General features: G+C 56.9%; 16 protein-coding genes and 1 pseudogene. 10 read left to right on the top strand and 7 right to left on the bottom strand.

Features of this window, described 5'->3' with window-relative positions:
• Positions 1 to 3: 3 nt before the first annotated feature.
• From AC2FLG_RS04695 to AC2FLG_RS04665, 7 genes and pseudogenes are all read right to left on the bottom strand, one after another.
• Positions 4 to 477 (bottom strand): hypothetical protein, encoded by a 474-nt coding sequence (locus AC2FLG_RS04695; RefSeq protein WP_496705194.1) that lies wholly within the window; start codon positions 475 to 477, stop codon positions 4 to 6.
• 9 nt (positions 478 to 486) lie between these two features.
• Positions 487 to 756 carry a hypothetical protein gene (locus AC2FLG_RS04690; RefSeq protein WP_496705192.1) on the bottom strand — a complete coding sequence of 90 codons (270 nt, stop codon included), beginning with the start codon at positions 754 to 756 and terminating at the stop codon, positions 487 to 489.
• 127 nt (positions 757 to 883) lie between these two features.
• Positions 884 to 1,549 (bottom strand): D-lyxose/D-mannose family sugar isomerase, encoded by a 666-nt coding sequence (locus tag AC2FLG_RS04685; protein ID WP_281972980.1) that lies wholly within the window; start codon positions 1,547 to 1,549, stop codon positions 884 to 886.
• 16 nt (positions 1,550 to 1,565) lie between these two features.
• The gene (locus AC2FLG_RS04680) at positions 1,566 to 2,492 is read right to left on the bottom strand and encodes a carbohydrate kinase family protein (RefSeq protein WP_496705191.1); all 927 of its coding nucleotides are present in this window, start codon (positions 2,490 to 2,492) and stop codon (positions 1,566 to 1,568) included.
• A 36-nt stretch (positions 2,493 to 2,528) separates the two neighbouring features.
• Positions 2,529 to 3,509, bottom strand: a complete 981-nt coding sequence (locus tag AC2FLG_RS04675) for a glucokinase (RefSeq protein WP_496697250.1) — start codon at positions 3,507 to 3,509, stop codon at positions 2,529 to 2,531.
• 39 nt (positions 3,510 to 3,548) lie between these two features.
• A pseudogene (locus AC2FLG_RS04670) lies at positions 3,549 to 4,853 on the bottom strand (GH1 family beta-glucosidase); the annotation flags it as partial.
• 2 nt (positions 4,854 to 4,855) lie between these two features.
• Positions 4,856 to 5,887, bottom strand: coding sequence for a LacI family DNA-binding transcriptional regulator (locus AC2FLG_RS04665; protein ID WP_142636124.1), 1,032 nt, complete (start codon positions 5,885 to 5,887; stop codon positions 4,856 to 4,858).
• Positions 5,888 to 6,110: 223 nt separating this feature from the next.
• On the opposite strand from AC2FLG_RS04665, the gene AC2FLG_RS04660 reads away from it, so the two are divergent.
• The 10 genes from AC2FLG_RS04660 to AC2FLG_RS04615 all read left to right on the top strand — a co-directional run bounded on the left by AC2FLG_RS04660 (position 6,111) and on the right by AC2FLG_RS04615 (position 18,684).
• Positions 6,111 to 7,379 carry an ABC transporter substrate-binding protein gene (locus AC2FLG_RS04660; RefSeq protein WP_496705189.1) on the top strand — a complete coding sequence of 423 codons (1,269 nt, stop codon included), beginning with the start codon at positions 6,111 to 6,113 and terminating at the stop codon, positions 7,377 to 7,379.
• A 66-nt stretch (positions 7,380 to 7,445) separates the two neighbouring features.
• The gene (locus tag AC2FLG_RS04655; protein ID WP_282021727.1) at positions 7,446 to 8,453 is read left to right on the top strand and encodes a carbohydrate ABC transporter permease; all 1,008 of its coding nucleotides are present in this window, start codon (positions 7,446 to 7,448) and stop codon (positions 8,451 to 8,453) included.
• Between the two features lie 3 nt (positions 8,454 to 8,456).
• Positions 8,457 to 9,605, top strand: coding sequence for a carbohydrate ABC transporter permease (locus AC2FLG_RS04650; protein ID WP_496705187.1), 1,149 nt, complete (start codon positions 8,457 to 8,459; stop codon positions 9,603 to 9,605).
• A gap of 9 nt (positions 9,606 to 9,614) precedes the next feature.
• Complete coding sequence (locus AC2FLG_RS04645) at positions 9,615 to 11,270, top strand: alpha-amylase family glycosyl hydrolase (protein ID WP_496705185.1); 1,656 nt, start codon at positions 9,615 to 9,617, stop codon at positions 11,268 to 11,270.
• A 3-nt stretch (positions 11,271 to 11,273) separates the two neighbouring features.
• Positions 11,274 to 12,356, top strand: coding sequence for an ABC transporter ATP-binding protein (locus AC2FLG_RS04640; RefSeq protein WP_496691373.1), 1,083 nt, complete (start codon positions 11,274 to 11,276; stop codon positions 12,354 to 12,356).
• Positions 12,357 to 12,440: 84 nt separating this feature from the next.
• Positions 12,441 to 13,193 carry a sugar phosphate isomerase/epimerase family protein gene (locus tag AC2FLG_RS04635; RefSeq protein WP_496703123.1) on the top strand — a complete coding sequence of 251 codons (753 nt, stop codon included), beginning with the start codon at positions 12,441 to 12,443 and terminating at the stop codon, positions 13,191 to 13,193.
• Entirely contained in the window at positions 13,193 to 14,239 is a 1,047-nt protein-coding gene (locus AC2FLG_RS04630; RefSeq protein WP_496705183.1) for a LacI family DNA-binding transcriptional regulator, read from the top strand. Before AC2FLG_RS04635 ends, AC2FLG_RS04630 begins: the two co-directional genes overlap by 1 nt.
• Positions 14,240 to 14,261: 22 nt before the next feature.
• The gene (locus AC2FLG_RS04625; RefSeq protein WP_142636138.1) at positions 14,262 to 15,011 is read left to right on the top strand and encodes a basic amino acid ABC transporter substrate-binding protein; all 750 of its coding nucleotides are present in this window, start codon (positions 14,262 to 14,264) and stop codon (positions 15,009 to 15,011) included.
• Positions 15,012 to 15,076: 65 nt separating this feature from the next.
• Positions 15,077 to 16,723 carry an amino acid ABC transporter permease gene (locus AC2FLG_RS04620; protein ID WP_496705181.1) on the top strand — a complete coding sequence of 549 codons (1,647 nt, stop codon included), beginning with the start codon at positions 15,077 to 15,079 and terminating at the stop codon, positions 16,721 to 16,723.
• Positions 16,687 to 18,684, top strand: a complete 1,998-nt coding sequence (locus AC2FLG_RS04615; protein ID WP_496705179.1) for a beta-galactosidase — start codon at positions 16,687 to 16,689, stop codon at positions 18,682 to 18,684. The genes AC2FLG_RS04620 and AC2FLG_RS04615 overlap by 37 nt, the downstream gene beginning before the upstream one ends.
• The last annotated feature ends 21 nt before the right edge of the window (positions 18,685 to 18,705 follow it).

Below are 18,705 nucleotides of genomic sequence, written 5' to 3'. Positions count from 1 at the left end.
GTCTTATTCGTTCGGCGTTTCTTTCCGGCGCCGGGCGTATTTCAGCAGCATGCTCAGCAAGGCCGTGATGGCTTCGGGCGCCAGTACGCCAACCGGGTCGCGGCGAATTCCGGCTACGGTGTTTTGGACCTCGGCCAGGGAATCCCTGATTTCGGATTCAATGTCTTGCAGCGCCATATCCCGAAGTTCGACTGCGGCCGAGGCATCGCCGTGTTGGTTTATCGAATTGGCGAGCAGAACCAGAACCAAAGCAAGTACCAGATTGGTCCCCGCAACAAGTATCGCAGCAACGGGTTTCGACAGGGTCGCGGAAAGCCAGAAAAATCCGGCGAGATTCAGCATGATGATCGCCAGGCCCACCGCCACTCCGGCGGCTATGTAAAACCCGGCCCGTTTCACGGTGATCGCAAGCTGTGCGCGTGCGATCAAGCGTTCAGCGCGCAAAATGACTGAGACATTGCGGGATATGCGGCTCATGGGCGTCTCCTAGCGTGACCGGCCAAGCATGTAGCCTAGGGCAAAAATACCAGCGGCAAACAGAATTGATTTTCTGTGCGGCAGATCTTCGAATTCCTCAAGTATATCGTCAAGCTGTGTGGACCAGGATTCGAGGTTATCTGTAAGCCGGTCGGCGATGGTTTCGTGCGGCGGGGCGTCAGCCCCTTTATCTGGCGAAGCGTTTTTTGCCGTTGGCTGCTTGGCAAGTTGCCGTCGCAACTCTGCGATCTCTGTTTCAAGCTCGGCTTTTGTCACCATTGCTCAGGCTCCTTCCCGGCGGACCACTATCAGCGTGCCAGTATCGCCCATGGTAGACTGATTTTCCGATTTAGTAAAAGGGGCTTATCGGGTTCAAAGCCGGTGCCAGCGCGCCTATGCGCCAATGTCAATAATCCGCAACCAGCAGGAAATCCGGGATGGCGTCTTCCTCGATTGTTGCAAAGCGAGGGATCGACTGTTCGAAGACGTTGTCGGTTCGGTCGTCATTGACGGTAGACACTTCGCCAATCAAACAATCGCCTTTTTCCGCCCAGAACGCGTGCCAGATACCCGGCATCAAGGTCACGCTTTGACCGGGCTTTAGCCGCAGCAGTTCGCCAGGTTGAAGCGTCACAGGGCAGTTGTCGCTAGGCACGGTCACAGGGGTATCGCGGTCAATGCCGCCCTGAGGGTCTGAGGCGTAGATTTCCATCACCAGATCGCCACCGCCCCGGTTGATGATATCCTCGGCTTTGACGATGTGCCGGTGCATCGGCGAAAGCTGCTTGTCCCGCGACACCAGCAGTTTCTCGGCATAGAGCATGCCTTGCCCCTTGTTCAGATCGCTGACATCGCCATTGCGTAGGGTGAACAGGAACAGGCCAAGTTCGTCAAACCGACCCTGGCCATAGTCGGTTATGTCCCACCCAAGCCCGCGTTCACGGATACCGGCGGCCTGTTCGCTGCGCATTTTCTCGGGCGACCAATCCGCAAAGGGCGGCAGCACCGCGCCAAAGGAACGGATAAAGGCCTCGGCCTCGGATTTGATTTCGTTGATGTCTGATCGTTTCATCGGCTTCTTCGTTGGGTCAGAGTTCATGTGCCCAGGGCGGGTTTGCCCCGGCGCGCGCGACAGTTACAGCGGCGACTTCCGCCCCTTTCGAAAGGGCTGCGCGCAAGGCGTTTGCTGGCAATGTGCGCAATTCGGGTTTTGTTAAGTGGCCTGATTGATCTAGGGCGGACAAGACGCCTGCGTTGAAAGTGTCACCGGCGCCAACGGTGTCGACGACCTCGACCTTTTTTACGGGAACAGAAACGTCGGACCCGTCCGCAAGATACCCGATCGCGCCTTCGCTGCCCCGGGTGACGATCACCACCGAAGGTCCTGCCTGCAGCAACAGCGGAACTTTCTCAGCAAGGCTTTCTGGGCCCGGAATGATCCAGTCCAGATCTTCGTCCGAGACCTTGACGATATCCGCTTGCGCAATCATGCGGTTCAGCCGGGTGCGATACCGGGTCTGATCCCGGATGAAATCCGGGCGAATGTTTGGGTCTAACATGACGGCGCGCTCTGATCCAAAGCGGTCAAGCACCGCCGCATAGGCATCTGCGCAAGGCTCGCAAGCCAGACTGATACCGCCCAGATACAGCGCCGAGACCGAGGGCAGATGGGTTGGCATATCCTCTGGCGTCAACATCCGTCCGGCCGAGTTTTCATCGACGAAACTGTAGGCTGCCTGCCCATCCTTGAGCTGTACAAATGCCAATGTTGTCGGGCGGTCCGAGTGGATTACTCGGTCGGAGTCAACATGGCTGGCCTTGAGGGCGGTCATAAGCTGTTGCCCGAACATGTCAGAGGAAAGCCCGGTCAGCAGACCCACCGGCGTATCCAATCGACCCAGGGCAATAGCCGTGTTGAAAATCGCACCGCCAGAATGGGGCACAAACCCCAGTTCGCCCGAGATCGTGGGCGTCTCGATCATATCGATCAGGGCTTCACCACAGCATAGGATCATGCCGGGACCTTTCTGTTTCTGAAACGTGCGGTCAGACTACCGCCTTAGCGCATTTTTACAGAAATTGTTAGCGCCAACAATGCCAAATTCATCCTGTTCCGAGACATACAGGTTCATGGATCGGCGCAACTCGCTGAACCGGCCTCCGGCATTAAAGGCGTCTCGGAAGGCGTCCTTGAACAGCCAGCGGTTCTTTTCGGCCACGCCGCCCACAAGGAACACGCCACCGGCAGGCATCATGACGACCGCCAGATCGCCCATGACCGCGCCTAGATGTGTGGTGAACATATGCGCGGCCTTGACGGCATGGGCATCGGTTCCGTCGCGTGCATCCTGAAGGATATCGCGCGCGGTTCTGGGCTCGGCCTTTGCCCGACCCCCTGCCAGTTCGATGGCCTGATAGAGGATTGGCAAACCCGTGCCGCTGAGGAACATTTCCGCCTCAAGTGTCAGAGTGTCGTCAAAGAAACACTCGGGGGCCACCTGCCGAGCGGCGTTGAATATTTCGACCTCGTCCTGATTTCGGGGCGAGAGGCCGATATGGCCGCCTTCGCCGGACACCGTGTGATAGCGGCCATTCGAATATAGCAGCGATCCGACACCTAGCCCGGTTCCAGGCCCGACGACCAGACGTGTGCCGGTCGGCGGATGCTTGGCCCCTTGCAAGACTTCAACATTGTCATGGGAAATTTCGGCAACAGACCACGCAGCGGCAGTGAAGTCGTTGATCACAAAGGTATGTCGGGCGCCCGTTGCCCGGGCGATATCATCCTCTGACAGATCAAGTTGGGCGTTGGTCAGCCTGATTGTACCGTTGCGGACAGGTCCTGCCCCGGCGGCGACCACGGCCCTTGGGTCGGTTCCGATCTCGTCGCGCAGGCTGTGAAAGGCTTCGAGCAATTCGGGCAGCTTGCCGGTGGGGTATTTGCGCAGATCTGTCAGCTCACCATTGGTGATAACGCCAAGCCGTGTATTGGTGCCGCCGATATCGGCCACGAGGTTCCAATGGTCGTGCATGGCTCCAGCCGGTTGCGCCAGCGGTAAGGACACTGTGCTTCCCGTCAGGGCGTTTTGTACTGCGGTATAGGACGCCTTGGGTGTGCGCTCCATCGTCTGAAAGTCCACGTCCACAAGGCCAAACCGCTTCTCATATCCCAGCGCCCATTCGTAGTTGTCCAGCAGGGACCAGATGAAGTAGCCCTTGATCGGCACGCCCTGTGCCAAGGCGTTCTGTACCGCCGATAGATGTTGGTTCAGATAGTCGATCCGGTCGCTATCCTGCTGCCGTTCGGGGCTGGCCATGCCATTTTCCGTCACCAGAATCGGCAGGTCCGCGGTGTAATCCTGCTTGGTGCGGGTCAGAAACCGGGTCAGGGCGGCGGGTTCGATCTCCCACCCCATCTGAGTTTTGGGCAGCGGGCCGGCGATTTCCTGCAGACTGGGCCAGGTGGTCTCCGAAGGCGCAATCAACTTGCGGGTATAGTAGTTCAGACCACACCAATCGACCGGCGTACCGATGATGTCGAAATCATCCTGCCAGCCAGCGGGCAGATAGGGCTCTAACCCCTCCAGAACGTTGTCTGGATAGGCCTTGTTGAAAACGCCGCCCAGAAAGAACCGGTTGTAGATGCCGTCATACAGATCAGCCGCGCGGCGCGCTTCGGGGCTGTCATCTGCGGGTTGGGCCCATTCCAGGTTGAAAACCGCGCCCAGGTTGGACATGCCAAGGCCCCGCATCGCGTCGATGGCGCTGCCATGGGCCAGAAGGACGTGGTGCATCGCGCGGGCGGTTGCACGGATGTCGCGCAGACCCGGGGCGTGATGGCCTTCGAAATGGCTGAGCCAGCTGACGCACCACGGCTCATTTATGGGGGCGACGCTGTACATCCGATCGCCGATGCGGCCCATGATGACCTCGGTGAAATCGGCGAACCACCCGGCGATATCGCGATTGCGCCAGCCGCCCAGATCGGACAGCGGCGAGGGCAGCTCCCAATGGTAAAGCGTGGCGCAGGGGCGGATACCGCGTTCCAGCAGCGCATCGGCCAGCCGATCATAGTAATCCAGCCCGGCCTCATTCATCTGACCACGGCCTTCGGGCAGAACCCGCGCCCAGCTGGTCGAAAACCGGTAGCAATCAAAGCCGCCATCGCGCACCAGATCCAGATCCTGCGGGAACCGGTTCAGGTGGTCACAGGCCAGATCCCCGTTTTCATTTCGCACAACATTGCCGGGGGTCCTGGCAAAGGTATCCCAATGGGTTTGCCCTGCCCCTCCCTGTGCGTGGCCTTCGATCTGATAGGCCGAGGTTGCGACGCCAAAGAGGAAATCTTTGGGGAAATCAGTGCGGTTGTATTTCATATTCAGAACCTGTTGGGGGCGGGGCCAGTCGAGCCGCCAACTACCAGCTCGGCCTCCAGCAATCTAGTTTTGGCCGGATCTTCGGGCGCATTTATTCGTTCGATCAGCATTTCGGCAGCAATTTCACCGGCCAACCGAACCGAGGATCGCGTGGCGGTGAAGATCGGTACATCCTGCCCGTTTTTCAGATAGGACAGGTCGTCATCATGGGCGATCACCGAAACATCGCGGCCCATCTGCAGCCCTGCTTCGTTCAATGCCCGCCGAACTCCGATGGCCGAAATCATTGACGAAACCAGGATGGCGGTCGGAGGGTTCTTAAGTTGAGCCATATCGCGCGCTTCGTGGTGGCCATATACCTCTGTCATCTCGGCGCTGCGCATCAATTCAGGGTCCGGTGACAGACCGGCTTGATTCAGGGCCTGCAGGTAACCGGCCCGGCGGCGTTGGGCGAAATCCATATCTTCAAGTCCGTTGATAAGGGCGATCCGTCGATGCCCCAGGTCAATCAGAAACTGGGTGGCGCGCATGAACGAGCTTTTGTTGTTCACATCAACCCAGTCATAGGGCGCGTCAATTCCAGTGGATCGTCCGTGCACAATGAAGGGCGCGCCCATGCGATTGAGGACTTCAATCCGCTGCTCGTTCACCTTGGGGCCCTGCAGAACGACACCGTCCACGGCACCGCGCTGAAACAGGTCGCGATAAGCGCGTTCAATAGATGTGTCGTCGGCGCTGGTGAACATCATGTCATAGCCGTGTTCGGCATATCTACGAGCAGCCCCGGCGACAAAATCGCCAAAGATTGGGTTCACCATTTCATGCTGGGATGAGCTGGGAATCACGTGCCCGATCACGTGTGATCGACCTGTCGCAAGACCCTTGGCTCGGCTGTTCGGGCGGTACCCGTGTTTTGTTGCGGCGGCCTGAACCCTTGTGCGCGTGGCTTCGCTGACCTCGGGGTATCCGTTCAGCGCACGGCTGACGGTTGTTTGGGACAAACCAAGGATTTCAGAGAGCTGCTTTAGGTTCATATTTGTTCAAAGCGCCTACAAATTACTGCGTATTCCTGTTTTTGCGGGCATTTTCTCTGGTGGTCAACAGATTTCACGAACATCTTGTTTGATATTTATATTTATGGGCCTTCGCAAAGCAATCGTTGACAGGTGGAGGCTGTTAGCGCATAAACTCACTCCAGCCAAAGCGCTTTGGATATTCGAGACCAAAGGCGCGAGATATCGTTGGGAGGAGAAATTCATGAAACACTCGCTTTATGCTGGCGTCGCCGCATTTACCCTGATCGGGGGCGTCGCACAGGCCGACAAGGTTACCGTATTCGGCCCGTGGCTGGGGCCGGACCAAGAGAATGTCGAAAAGGTTCTGGATGGGTTCGCGGCGGCGACCGGGCATGAATACGCTTATGTCGGTTCGGACAGTTTTGAATCGCAAATCCGTATTGATGCTGAGGCCGGATCGGCCCCGAATATCGCCGTTTTCCCGCAGCCTGGGTTGGCGGCGGATATGGCCAAATCCGGATTTCTGACGCCACTGGGAGAAGGGTCAGGGGACTGGATTCGCGACAACTATGCCGCCGGGCAATCCTGGGTCGATCTCGGCACCTATCCGGGGCCGGACGGTCAGGATCATCTCTATGGGTTCTTCTATAAGGTCGATGTGAAATCCCTTGTGTGGTTTGTGCCCGAGAATTTTGAGGATGCGGGATATGAGGTGCCGACCACGATGGAAGAGCTGAAGGCGCTTTCCGATCAGATCGTGGCAGATGGCGGCACGCCCTGGTGCATCGGTCTGGGTTCGGGTGGGGCCACCGGCTGGCCCGCGACCGACTGGGTCGAGGACATGATGCTGCGTACCCAATCGCCCGAAGATTACGACGCCTGGGTTGCCAATGAGTTGAAGTTCAACGATCCAAAGGTTGTCGCCGCGATCGAGGAGTTTGGGGCCTTTGCCCGCAACGAAGACTATGTCGCTGGTGGCGCCGGTGCGGTTGCAACGACCGATTTCCGTGACAGCCCGAAAGGTATGTTCAGCTCTCCTCCGCAATGTTACATGCACCGTCAGGCCTCATTCATTCCGGCGTTTTTCCCGGAAGGCACCGTTGTAGGTGAAGATGCGGATTTCTTCTATTTCCCGGCCTATGAAAGCAAAGACCTCGGCAGCCCGGTTCTGGGTGCGGGCACTTTATGGGCAATCACCAATGACAGTCCCGGTGCACATGCGCTGATCGAGTATCTGCAAACACCTGAAGCGCATGAGACCTGGATGGCGCTGACCGGATTTCTGACCCCGCATAAGGGGGTAGATACTTCGGTCTTCTCGGATCCGACGCTGAAAAAGATGAACGACATTCTTCTTGGTGCAACGACGTTCCGGTTTGACGGTTCTGACCTGATGCCGGGCGGCGTAGGCGCCGGAACATTCTGGACCGGAATGGTTGATTATGCAGGCGGTGCCTCTGCCCAAGAAGTGGCGGATGAAATTCAGTCATCCTGGGATGCGCTGGACTAAGCGTCCGGGGTTGGGCAACCCGCACCATCGGGTTGCCCAAGCTAACCGTCACAAGGGAGAAGCGTCATGCATCCGGCATTTCAGGGCCTGCTGACCATCGCAATCGGCGTGTCAGCCTGTGTGGGCTATTTCTACCTGTCTAATCAGTTTCTGGACAAAATTCTGTTCCCGGCGCGCGGTCCCAATGCAGGCCGCAACATCAACCGAGCGAGCATGATCCGCCCATGGCTGTTCCTGTTTCCCGCATTGGCTGCATTAAGCCTGTATCTGGCTTACCCGGTGGTGGAAACGCTGCGCCTGTCGTTGACGCAGCGCATTCCTGGCGGCGGGTACGAGTGGGCGGGCTTGGATAACTATGTCCAGATGGCGCAAGAGCCCAAATTCTGGGAAGCCATGCGCAACAACATGTTATGGCTGATCGTGGTGCCTGCAATGTCGACAGCGTTTGGCCTATTGGTGGCTCAGCTGACCGACCGCATCCGCTGGGGCAACATCGCCAAGTCTCTGATTTTCATGCCGATGGCCATCTCGTTCGTGGGGGCCTCGGTGATCTGGAAGCTAGTCTATGACACCCGTCCGGTTGAGCAGGACCAGATCGGGATGCTGAACGCGCTCTACATCTTTTTCGGAGGAGTAGAGCCGCAGACATGGTTGACCATCCCTTTCTGGAACAGCTTTTTTCTAATGGTGGTGCTGGTCTGGATTCAGACCGGTTTTGCCATGGTTATCCTGTCGGCCGCCCTGCGCGGTATTCCCGAGGAAACCATCGAAGCTGCCATTCTGGATGGGGCCAATCCGTTCCAGATTTTCTTCCGTATCAAAGTGCCGCAAATCAAAACCACCATCCTGGTGGTCTGGACCACGATCACCATCACCGTGCTCAAGGTCTTTGACATCGTGTTTGCCATGACCAACGGCCAGTGGGAAACGCAGGTTCTGGCCAATTACATGTATGACAAGCTGTTTCGCGCCAATGACTGGGGCGTGGGCTCGGCCTCGGCCATGGTGATCATGCTGCTGGTGGCACCGATCCTTGTCTGGAATGTGCGCAATGCGCGCAAAGAGATGGAGTAGGCCATGAGCGATATAGCAGGAACCAAACCCGCCCTTCGCTGGTCTGTCCATGCCTCGGTTCTTTTTCTGGTCGTGCTCTGGGTGGTGCCGACGCTGGGGCTGTTGATCTCATCCTTCCGCACGGCTGACCAGATTGCCACAAGCGGCTGGTGGCGGTCGTTGTTCCCATCCGAGCAGAACCTGACCCTGCGCGCTGCAGCACCTGAAACTCAGGTGCTGGAGAATGGCGTTTACATGATCGAAGGCAACCTGTTTGAAACCGGCGCGCAGGCGGCGATCTCGAAATGGGGCATCAGTTCTCGTGCGATCGATGATTTTGTACCGGGCGATACCGCGGAACTGCGTAAGGGCGGTACTATTACGGTGGATGCCGACGGCAAGTACCGGATGGAAAACACCGAAGAGTTCACCGGCAGTCGCGGCGTGCGCGTCTTTGTGACGGCGGAACTGCCTCCCGAGTTCACCCTGGCAAATTACCACAAGGTCCTGCTTGCTGAAGACAGCACTGACAGTATGGGACGGGCGTTTTTCAACACGCTGACCGTCACGATACCAGCGACGATCATTCCGATCCTAGTGGCCGCCTTTGCCGCCTATGCCTTGGCTTGGATGGATTTCCCCGGTCGGGCGCTGTTGATCGCTGCGGTTGTTGGCCTGTTGGTGGTGCCGCTGCAACTGGCACTGATCCCCTTGCTGAAATTTCACCTGAGTATCGGGATAGGCAAAGGTTATCTGGGAGTCTGGATGGCCCATACCGGGTTCGGGATGCCATTGGCCATCTACCTGTTGCGCAACTACATGGCTGGGCTGCCGCGCGATCTGATCGAAAACGCACGCGTTGATGGCGCGACCGAGTTCCAGATCTTTACCAAACTGATCCTGCCGCTCAGCTTTCCGGCGCTGGCGTCATTTGCGATCTTCCAGTTTCTCTGGACATGGAACGATCTGCTGGTCGCCAAGGTGTTCCTGATCGACGCCTCCGGCCAGACCACGGTGATGACAAACCGGATTGTCGAGCTGTTGGGCACGCGCGGTGGGAACTGGGAAATCCTTGCCACGGCGGCCTTCGTCTCGATCGCTGTGCCGCTGGCTGTCTTTTTCGCAATGCAAAAATACCTGGTCCGAGGCCTGCTGGCCGGGTCCGTCAAATAGAGGCGTCTGATGAACGTGCAGAACACAACAGAACTTTCCAATGCAACCAAGGTGGCCGCTGACTGGTGGCGTGGTGGCGTCATCTATCAGATCTATCCGCGCAGCTTTCAGGACAGCAATGGTGACGGGATCGGAGACCTGAAAGGCATCACCCAGCGATTGGGGTACATTGCCTCTCTGGGCGTTGATGCGATCTGGATTTCGCCCTTCTTCAAATCTCCGATGAAGGATTTCGGATATGACGTCAGCGACTATCGCGATGTTGATCCGATGTTCGGCACGATGGAGGATTTTCGGGACCTGCTGGATCACGCCCATGCCCAGGGGTTGAAGGTGATGATCGATCTGGTTCTGTCGCACACGTCAGATCAGCACCCCTGGTTCAGCGAAAGCCGCGCCAGCCGTGAAAACGCCAAATCCGATTGGTATGTTTGGGCCGATCCAAAACCGGACGGTACGCCGCCGAACAACTGGTTGTCGATTTTCGGGGGCTCGGCTTGGCAGTGGGACGCTCGGCGGTTGCAGTATTACCTGCATAATTTCCTGACCTCACAGCCGGATCTGAATTTTCACTGCGCGGATGTGCAGGACGCCTTGCTGGATGTCGCCAGTTTCTGGCTTGATCTGGGTGTCGATGGGTTTCGTCTGGATACAATCAACTTCTATTTACACGACAAAAAGCTGCGAGATAATCCTGCCCTGCCCGTGGAGCAGCGCAATGCCTCAATCGCGCCGATGGTAAACCCGTATAACCATCAGGACCACCTGTTCTCCAAAAGCCAGCCCGAGAACATTGCCTTTCTGGAACGCCTGCGGGCCCTGACCGATCAATATGAAGGTCGCGCCTGTCTGGGCGAGGTGGGCGACGCACAGCGTGGGCTTGAGATTATGGGCGAATACACCAGCGGTAATAAGCGCATGCACATGTGCTATGCGTTCGAGTTCCTTGAAAAGCGCGCTTTGACTGCCAGCTATGCACAGCAGGTATTTGATCAGCTCGAGGACAAAGCAGGTGATGCCTGGCCTTGCTGGGCATTTTCGAACCATGACGTGGAACGTCACGCGTCGCGCTGGCGTCTGGACGATGCAGCCGCCAGACAGCATGCAGTTTTGATGATGTGCATGCGCGGCTCGGCCTGCTTGTATCAAGGCGAAGAGTTGGGCCTGCCCGAGGCGGACGTGGCCTTTGACGATCTGCAAGACCCGTATGGCGTCGAATTCTGGCCCGAGTTCAAGGGCCGCGACGGATGCCGGACGCCGATGGTTTGGGCTGCGCAGGATGAACAATCGGGCTTTAGCACCGGCAAGCCTTGGTTGCCTGTCAGTGACCCTCAAGCCGAGCGTGCCGTGGACCGGTCAGAGGCTGAGCCCGAGTCCATGCTTCACCATTATCGTCGTGCGATTGCATTCCGCCATGCCCATTCAGCTTTGATGTTGGGGGCGCAAAAGAACATGACGCAGATCGGGACCGTTCTGGCCTTCACGCGTGAAGATCATGCAGAAGAGGTGTTCTGCGCATTTAACCTCGGTACCGAACGTTCTGAAGTAATCTTGCCAGGCGGGAACTGGCGCGTGATCGGAGAAGAGTTGGGTGGCGTCGCGGGAACGGGGACAGTGTCTCTAGGTGCTGCACAATTCTGCCTGCTGTTGAGGGAGAAGGAATAAACCATGTCAGAGCTAAACCTCACAGATGTCGCCAAAACCTATGGCAATGTGGATGTTCTGAAGAACATCAATCTTGAGATTGAGCGGGGCGAGTTGATCGTTTTTGTCGGGCCTTCGGGCTGTGGCAAATCCACCTTGCTGCGCATGGTCGCCGGGTTGGAAAAGATCTCGGGCGGAACGCTCGAGATTGAAGGGCAGGTGATGAACGATGTGCCGCCAGCACAGCGAGGCATCGCGATGGTGTTCCAAAGCTATGCGCTGTACCCACATATGACCGTTCGCGAAAACATGGCCTTTGCGCTGAAGATAGCCAAAATGCCGGTGGCTGAAGTCGGCGCCGCGGTCGATCGGGCGGCCCGCATCCTACAGCTTGAACCTTATCTGGACCGGTTGCCCAAAGCGCTATCCGGCGGTCAGCGTCAGCGTGTCGCAATCGGGCGCGCCATTGTGCGTGACCCCAAGGTTTACCTGTTCGACGAACCGCTTTCGAACCTGGACGCGGCGCTGCGTGTCGCCACCCGGATCGAAATCGCCCGCCTGAAAGAGGCGATGCCGGACAGCACGATGATCTATGTCACCCATGATCAGGTCGAAGCGATGACCCTGGCCAGCCGTATCGTTGTGCTAGCCAACAAAGGGATCGCCCAAGTTGGCACGCCGCTGGAGCTGTATGAGACGCCGGACAACGAGTTTGTCGCGCAATTCATCGGTTCACCAGCAATGAACCTGATGTCGGGGGTCATTACCGCGACCGGCGCACAGACAGTCGTCAAGCTGGACGGTGGCGGCACGGCGATATCAGCGGTACCAACCGAGGCTGGAGACGAAGGCAAGCAGGTGAATATCGGCGTCCGCCCCGAGGATTTTGTGTCCGTGGATAGCGACCCAATCCTTGAAGGGGTCGTAGACTTTACCGAGGCTTTGGGCGAGGTGACGCTGTTATACTTCGCGGTCGAGGATGGGACGGATGCCCTTATTGCCAAGCTTCCGGGCGTTCAGAAGAATATGCGGGGCAAAACTGTGATGGTCTCTGCGAATCCTGACAAGGTTCATTTGTTCCATCAGGGGGTTTCCATGCGGAAATAACCCTTTCCAACACGGTTCTTGACAAGACCCCTGATGCTGTTTCAACTTGATTGAAACGTTTCATTTTGTGGGAGAACCGTGAAAATGCGAGTTTCAGCGCAGTTATACACAGTCCGGCAGGTTGGGGATTTGGCGGCCCAGCTTGACTTGGTGCGTGCCTGCGGGTTCACCGATATTGAAACGGTCGGGTTCCACGATCTTACCCCCAAGCAGGTTACCAATGAGGTTAGACAGGCTGGTTTCACCGTTCGATCGGCCCATTTTGACTGGGAAGAATTTGAAACACGGTTTGATGACATTCTTAGAATGCTTGAAGCTTTGGAATGCCCTGTGGCGGTCATGCCTTGGCTGTCGCCCAAGGCTCGGCCCGGCACCGCCGAGGGGTGGAAGGCAGTGTCGGGCCGGTTGGCGGAATGGGCTGTTGCCTTGTCGGCAAACGGTGTGCGCCTTGCCTATCATAACCACGATTTTGACCTTGTCGATCTTGGGCAGGGCTCGCCATTGGATATGGTCCTGTCGCATGAGACCATTGGATGGCAGCCGGATATCGGTTGGCTATATTCGGCGCTTTCTGACCCCGCTGCACTGCTGAGCCGTTATTCCGACCGGATCGTTTCCGTCCATACTAAAGACGTCGATCTATTGGCCGGGCAAGGCGACGAGCGCTGGCGAAATCTGGGGCAGGGGGTTGTGGACTGGCCTCTGGTCCTGCGTGTTCTGGCTGACAGTCCCTGCGCTGACCTTTTTGTGGAACATGATGAAACTGCCGATCACGCGCAAACATTGCAGACGGGACATGACCTGTTGATGCGAATGCGCAGCGTTGAGGTGACATAGTGGCGCGCGCGACGATCAAGTCGATTGCAAAGCAGACGGGGTTTTCTGTCGGAACCGTCTCGAACGCGCTGCGTGGTGCCGAAACCGTCAAGAAAGAAACGCGGCAGCAGATTCAGTCTGCCGCCGAACAGCTTGGATACCGGGTCAATCTGGACGGGCTGAAGCTGCGGACAAAAAAGTCCTATCGCATCGGCGTTCTGGTCAGCGTGTCACCTGATTCAGATGAAGAATGGGAAGGCGTCGAATTCACACGCATTGTCGCGGGTATTTCGCGGGCTTTGAAAGGGTCGCGTTATGAGCTTGGCGTTCACAGCGTGGCGGGCCTGCAGGGAACGATGGCGACGCTGAAGGAAATCGTTCAGAACGGATTGGCAGACGGGGTGATATTCTCGGGTACGCGCCACGCCGATCCGCGCATTGCCTATCTGCAACAGAATGGTTTCCCCTTTGTCACCATGGGTATGAGCGACAGCGGCAGATCACATGCCTATGTCGATATCGACAGTCAGGCAGCAGGTCACGATGCAACGCAACGACTGCTAGCCTTGGGGCATCGCCGGATTGCCCTGGTGAACCCGCCGGATGACCTGGTTTATGCGACGCAACGTCGAACGGGCTATGCCCAGGCGTTCAGAGCGTCCGGTCTGGCCGTTGACCCGGCCCTGATCTTCAGCGGGCCTACGACCGCGCGAACGGGGTATAATGCCTTTGAAGCTTTGATGCGGCTATCCGATAGGCCAACCGCGATCATCTGCGCGAACGAAGCCATGACCCTGGGTGTGCTTTCTGCTGCCCATGCGGCGGGTGTTGAGGTCGGTCGCGAACTGACCGTGATCTCGACCGATGATCTGCAACTTAGCCGTTATTTTGTCCCTCCGCCCAGCACCTATTACGTCCCTATTGAGGAAACCAGTCGATTGCTGGGTGAGTATATGCTCAAGGCTTTGGACGGGGTTGACCCGTCCGAAACACAAAAAAAGATCAGGGCCATTTTGATCGAGCGGCAACCTGACACAGTCGCGCCAGAAGCGGCGCTAAACACCTGAACCAACAAAGGAGTAACCGGAGATGTTAAGAAACCTATTTGCCGCCGCCGCCCTGACCGCGCTTGCCGCGCCTGCTGTGTTTGCAGCGGATCTTGAAGGGCGCGTACTTAAGATCGGAACAGATGCCACCTATCCGCCCATGGAGACGGTCGATGAGTCCACGGGTCAGATTGTGGGATTTGATGTCGATGTCATGAATGCGATCTGTGAAAAGGTGAACTGCGTCCCGAATTTCGTAAATACAGCCTGGGATGGGATCTTTGCCGCGCTTCAGCAAGGGGAGTTCGACCTCGTGATCTCGGGTGTCTCAATCACTCCGGAACGCGAAGAGAACATGGATTTTTCCGAGCCTTATATCATTGTAAGTCAGGCGATCCTGCTGCAGGTCGACAATGCTGACATGACGTTGGATGACTTCAAAGCAGGTGGTCAGAAGCTAGCCGCGCAGACTGGCACCACCAATGCCCAGCTGGCCGAAGAACTGGTGGGACGCGAGAATGTCAGCCTGTATGACAATTTCTCTGCTGCGATCCTGGCGCTTCAGAATGCTGACGTACAGGGGGTAATCATTGATGGAACCTCGGCATCGGCATATGAACAGGAATTTGCCGGGGAATTGGCTGTAGGCATCACAGGCCTTCAGTCTGATCCACTGGGTATTGTGTTTCAGGAAGGCGACGCAACCGTTGACGCCATAAACGAAGGGCTGGCCGCCATTCAGGCTGACGGTACGATGGACGCATTGGTTGCCAAATACTGGGGCACTGATTGAGCCGTTGAAACCCTTTCTGACCCGGCGGGAAAACCTGCCGGGTCACGCATAACCCGAGGGACGCCATGATCCGCCTAAGCTCGATCCGGCCGAGTAATCTTGTTTTGCTCGCCGCTGCCCCGTTCATCATCTACCTGTTTGCCTCATCCTCGAAATATCTGAGGTCATTGGTTGCCATTTTGGGGATTGGTGAAAATGCGGGGCCCATTTTTGTTGGGTTTCTTCTGATACTGGCTGTGGCCATATTGGCCTATCTCTCGGCGCGCCACATCCGGTTTCAAACGATAGCGCCGAACTGGTTGAGGGTTGCGGCGGTTTTGGCAATCCCGGCCTCGGTCGGGTTGGCGATCCTTGGACTTGTCCAGCCTCAGGTGCTGATGCCCTTTGCGGAATCCGTCTTCTTTAATGCGCTCAGCGAAAACACGTCTGAGTTCATTGACCGATCTTCGCAACCTTGGGTCTTGTTCCCCGAGATCGTCGCAAAGGTGCAAATGAGATTACAGGCCCTGCTGGTAGGGTTTGCGATGGTGGTTGCGGTGATCCCTCTTACGGCCCGTTTCCCACAATCCATGAAAGTCTATGTTCAGATTGGACTCGAACTGCTGACCGGGCTGGTTTTGTTTTACCTGATGTTTCTGGCGCATTGGCAATTTGCGACCGGGGTCGCGATAACGTTCCGTGCAGCGATCTTTGCCTATATCTTTGCGGCCATTATGGGTCTGGTCTGGGTCGGTTTGCAGTCCTTCAAGCCCAAAGCTCGGACAACCGTTGTCTATGGGTCCATCAGCCTGACACTATTGGCCGTGTCGGCGTTCTTTTTTATGCAACCAAAGGTGAGCTTTGTTCTGGTTGGCAGTACTGAAGCAAGAATTGCCATTGTTCGGGGTACGCCGCAGGCCCAGGCGGATTTGATCCGCTTCGGAGAGTTCGACGGAGGTGAAGGCCAACAGTATCGCATTCGCAGCGCCCCCGATGCCGTCTCTGCACTGGATCAGATTACAACCGTCGACAGCGTATCTGGTGCTTTTGTTCCGGCTGGCGTTCATACGCAGGGCTATCCGGTGATCTGGCAATCCAGTTTTCTGCCAGACAAGTTTCGTACCCCGGCGCTGACTTTTGCGGTTTTTGGGTTTTTGCTTCTGACACTGACGGTCGGAGGCGCACAGCACAAGCTGCATCCGCTGGCTGTAGGGGCCGAGTTTTTTGTCGATACCATTCGCGGCATTCCAATGCTGGTCATCATCCTTTATATCGGCTTGCCGCTTGCCGGTGCGGTCAAGGATGCGACAGGTGGCGGCATCGACATGACCAACATGACTCGCGGCATCATCGCCATTTCCATAGGGTATTCGGCCTATATGGCCGAGATTTTCCGATCAGGGATTGAGGCTATCCCACGAGGTCAGATCGAAGCAGGCGGCTCGCTTGGGCTGTCCCGCTGGCAAACTGCCCGGCTTATTATCCTGCCACAGGCATTGCGCATAGTGACGCCACCTTTGGGCAATGAATTTATCGCGATGATCAAGGATACCTCATTGCTGTCCATCCTGTCGGTCCGCGACATGACTCAGCGCATGCGCGAGTTTCAGGCCTCAAGTTTTCTGCCCTTCGCGCCATTCAACACAGCGGCGATCCTCTATGTCGTGGTGACGCTTGGTTGCGCTAGTTTCCTCAAATGGATCGAACGCCGCAGCGCACGGGAAAACCGATGAGCAGGCTTGAGCTGGGCGTTTGCTATTACCCCGAGCAATGGGACAAATCGCTGTGGCGCGACGATGCTAAGCGCATGGTCGATATGGGATTGGATTGGGTTCGGATTGCTGAGTTTACCTGGGGCCTGATCGAGCCGGAAAGAGGCCGGTTCGAATGGGGCTGGCTGGACGAGGTGATTGGAATTCTGGGCGATGCCGGTTTGCGCGTGATGATGTCGACGCCTACGGCTGCACCTCCGAAATGGCTAGTGGATGAATGCCCTGAGATCCTGCCAGTGGGGCCGGATGGCCGGGTGCGTGGGTTCGGGTCGCGCCGACACTATTGTTTTTCCAGCGATATCTACCTGACCGAGGCCCGTCGAATCACCACGGAATATGCCCGTCGATATGGCGAAAATCCATTTGTTTGTGCCTGGCAGATCGACAATGAATATAACGATCACGATACGGTTCTGAGCTATTCCAACGCCGCTCGCACCGGTTTTCGCAGATGGTTGCAAGACCGCTATGGCACGATTGAGGCGCTTAACCGAACATGGGGGACAGTCTTTTGGGGGTCGCTCTATTCCGATTTTGATCAGATCGAACTGCCTATAAGTTTGGTGGCCAGCCCGAACCCGACCCATGCTCTGGATTTTGCCCGCTATTCTTCGGATCGGGTGCGGGATTTCAATCGTGCTCAGGCGGATATTCTGCGCAGGTTTGCGCCGGGCCGCGATATTACCCATAATTTCATGGCAGGCAGCTTTGAGTTCGACCATCACGCTGTTGCGGCGGATCTGGATGTAGTCGGTTTTGACAGCTATCCGCTTGGCAACCTGTTGGGATCGTCGCTGTCTGATGAAGACAAACGTCGATACCTGCGAACAGGCGCGCCGGACTATCAGGGGTTTCACTGCGATTTGTATCGCAGCCAGGGCAGGGGCCGAATGTGGGTTCTGGAACAACAGCCCGGTCCGGTGGACTGGGCCGAAAAGAACCCCTCACCTGCGGATGGGATGGTCAGGCTTTGGACTTGGGCCGCTTTTGCCCACGGTGCACAGGCAGTGATGTTCTTCCGATGGCGTCAGGCGAAGTTCGCGCAGGAACAATTCCACACGGCGCTTCTGCGATCGGATGGCAGCCCGGATCAGGCTGCGCTGGAACTGGCGCAGGTTGCACAAGAGCGTGCTGCCCTGCCGGAAGTCACCCGGCAGAAGGCAGCTGTGGCAATTCTGTTGGATTACGAATCCATCTGGGCTGCAGATATCCTGCCGCAAGATGACGCATTCCCGAATGCCGGGATTTTCCGGGTTTGGTATGCTGGCCTGCGTGCATTGGGGGTCGATCTGGATTTCGTTGGTCCCGATGATGATCTGACAGGGTATTCATTGATCGTATTGCCGCAAAACATGATCATCTCGCCCGATCTGGCAAAGAGATTGCACCACAGCCAGGCCAAATTGCTGATCGGTGCCCGTGCGGGCAGCAAGACTGTGGACATGTGGACCCCTGAAAATCTCGCTCCCGGTGAGTTGGCCGATCTTGCAGGGATAAAAGTCATACGCGTCGAATCCCTGCCGGATCTGGCGGGTGAATCCGTAAGCCTCGAGAGCACCGGAACCTTTGATTTTAAGGGCTGGCGGGAAGTCATCGAGACCGAAAATCAGGTAATCGCGCATTTCGTAAGTGCTTACAAGGCTGGCAGTCCGGCGATTGTGCAATCGGACCGGGCTATGTATCTGGCGATGATCCCAAACGGACCGTTGCTACGGTCGATCCTTATTAAAGCGCTGACATGGGCGGGCCTTCCGATACGGGAATGTGACCCGGACCTTCGTGTTACACAGCGGGGTGACCTCGGCTTTGCGTTCAACTTCGGGGCTGCCGCACAGGTTCTGCCGGATGACGAAAATCGGCAATATATTGTTGGTACTTCAGAAATCCCATCCTATGGTGTCTCAGTCTGGAAGTGGAAGTAAACCAGAGCTTGCGGACATGAT

It is taken from the genome of Ruegeria sp. CDSA193 (assembly GCF_059611885.1).
This window is presented reverse-complemented; position numbering and strand designations above follow the sequence as displayed.

What these genes read in the sequence shown, in the direction of transcription:
- AC2FLG_RS04695 (WP_496705194.1), bottom strand. Translation starts at nt 477, where the DNA reads ATGAGCCGCATATCCCGCAATGTCTCAGTCATTTTGCGCGCTGAACGC.
- AC2FLG_RS04690 (WP_496705192.1), bottom strand. Translation starts at nt 756, where the DNA reads ATGGTGACAAAAGCCGAGCTTGAAACAGAGATCGCAGAGTTGCGACGG.
- AC2FLG_RS04685 (WP_281972980.1), bottom strand. Translation starts at nt 1,549, where the DNA reads ATGAAACGATCAGACATCAACGAAATCAAATCCGAGGCCGAGGCCTTT.
- AC2FLG_RS04680 (WP_496705191.1), bottom strand. Translation starts at nt 2,492, where the DNA reads ATGATCCTATGCTGTGGTGAAGCCCTGATCGATATGATCGAGACGCCC.
- AC2FLG_RS04675 (WP_496697250.1), bottom strand. Translation starts at nt 3,509, where the DNA reads ATGCACGACCATTGGAACCTCGTGGCCGATATCGGCGGCACCAATACA.
- AC2FLG_RS04665 (WP_142636124.1), bottom strand. Translation starts at nt 5,887, where the DNA reads ATGAACCTAAAGCAGCTCTCTGAAATCCTTGGTTTGTCCCAAACAACC.
- AC2FLG_RS04660 (WP_496705189.1), top strand. Translation starts at nt 6,111, where the DNA reads ATGAAACACTCGCTTTATGCTGGCGTCGCCGCATTTACCCTGATCGGG.
- AC2FLG_RS04655 (WP_282021727.1), top strand. Translation starts at nt 7,446, where the DNA reads ATGCATCCGGCATTTCAGGGCCTGCTGACCATCGCAATCGGCGTGTCA.
- AC2FLG_RS04650 (WP_496705187.1), top strand. Translation starts at nt 8,457, where the DNA reads ATGAGCGATATAGCAGGAACCAAACCCGCCCTTCGCTGGTCTGTCCAT.
- AC2FLG_RS04645 (WP_496705185.1), top strand. Translation starts at nt 9,615, where the DNA reads ATGAACGTGCAGAACACAACAGAACTTTCCAATGCAACCAAGGTGGCC.
- AC2FLG_RS04640 (WP_496691373.1), top strand. Translation starts at nt 11,274, where the DNA reads ATGTCAGAGCTAAACCTCACAGATGTCGCCAAAACCTATGGCAATGTG.
- AC2FLG_RS04635 (WP_496703123.1), top strand. Translation starts at nt 12,441, where the DNA reads ATGCGAGTTTCAGCGCAGTTATACACAGTCCGGCAGGTTGGGGATTTG.
- AC2FLG_RS04625 (WP_142636138.1), top strand. Translation starts at nt 14,262, where the DNA reads ATGTTAAGAAACCTATTTGCCGCCGCCGCCCTGACCGCGCTTGCCGCG.
- AC2FLG_RS04620 (WP_496705181.1), top strand. Translation starts at nt 15,077, where the DNA reads ATGATCCGCCTAAGCTCGATCCGGCCGAGTAATCTTGTTTTGCTCGCC.
- AC2FLG_RS04615 (WP_496705179.1), top strand. Translation starts at nt 16,687, where the DNA reads ATGGATCGAACGCCGCAGCGCACGGGAAAACCGATGAGCAGGCTTGAG.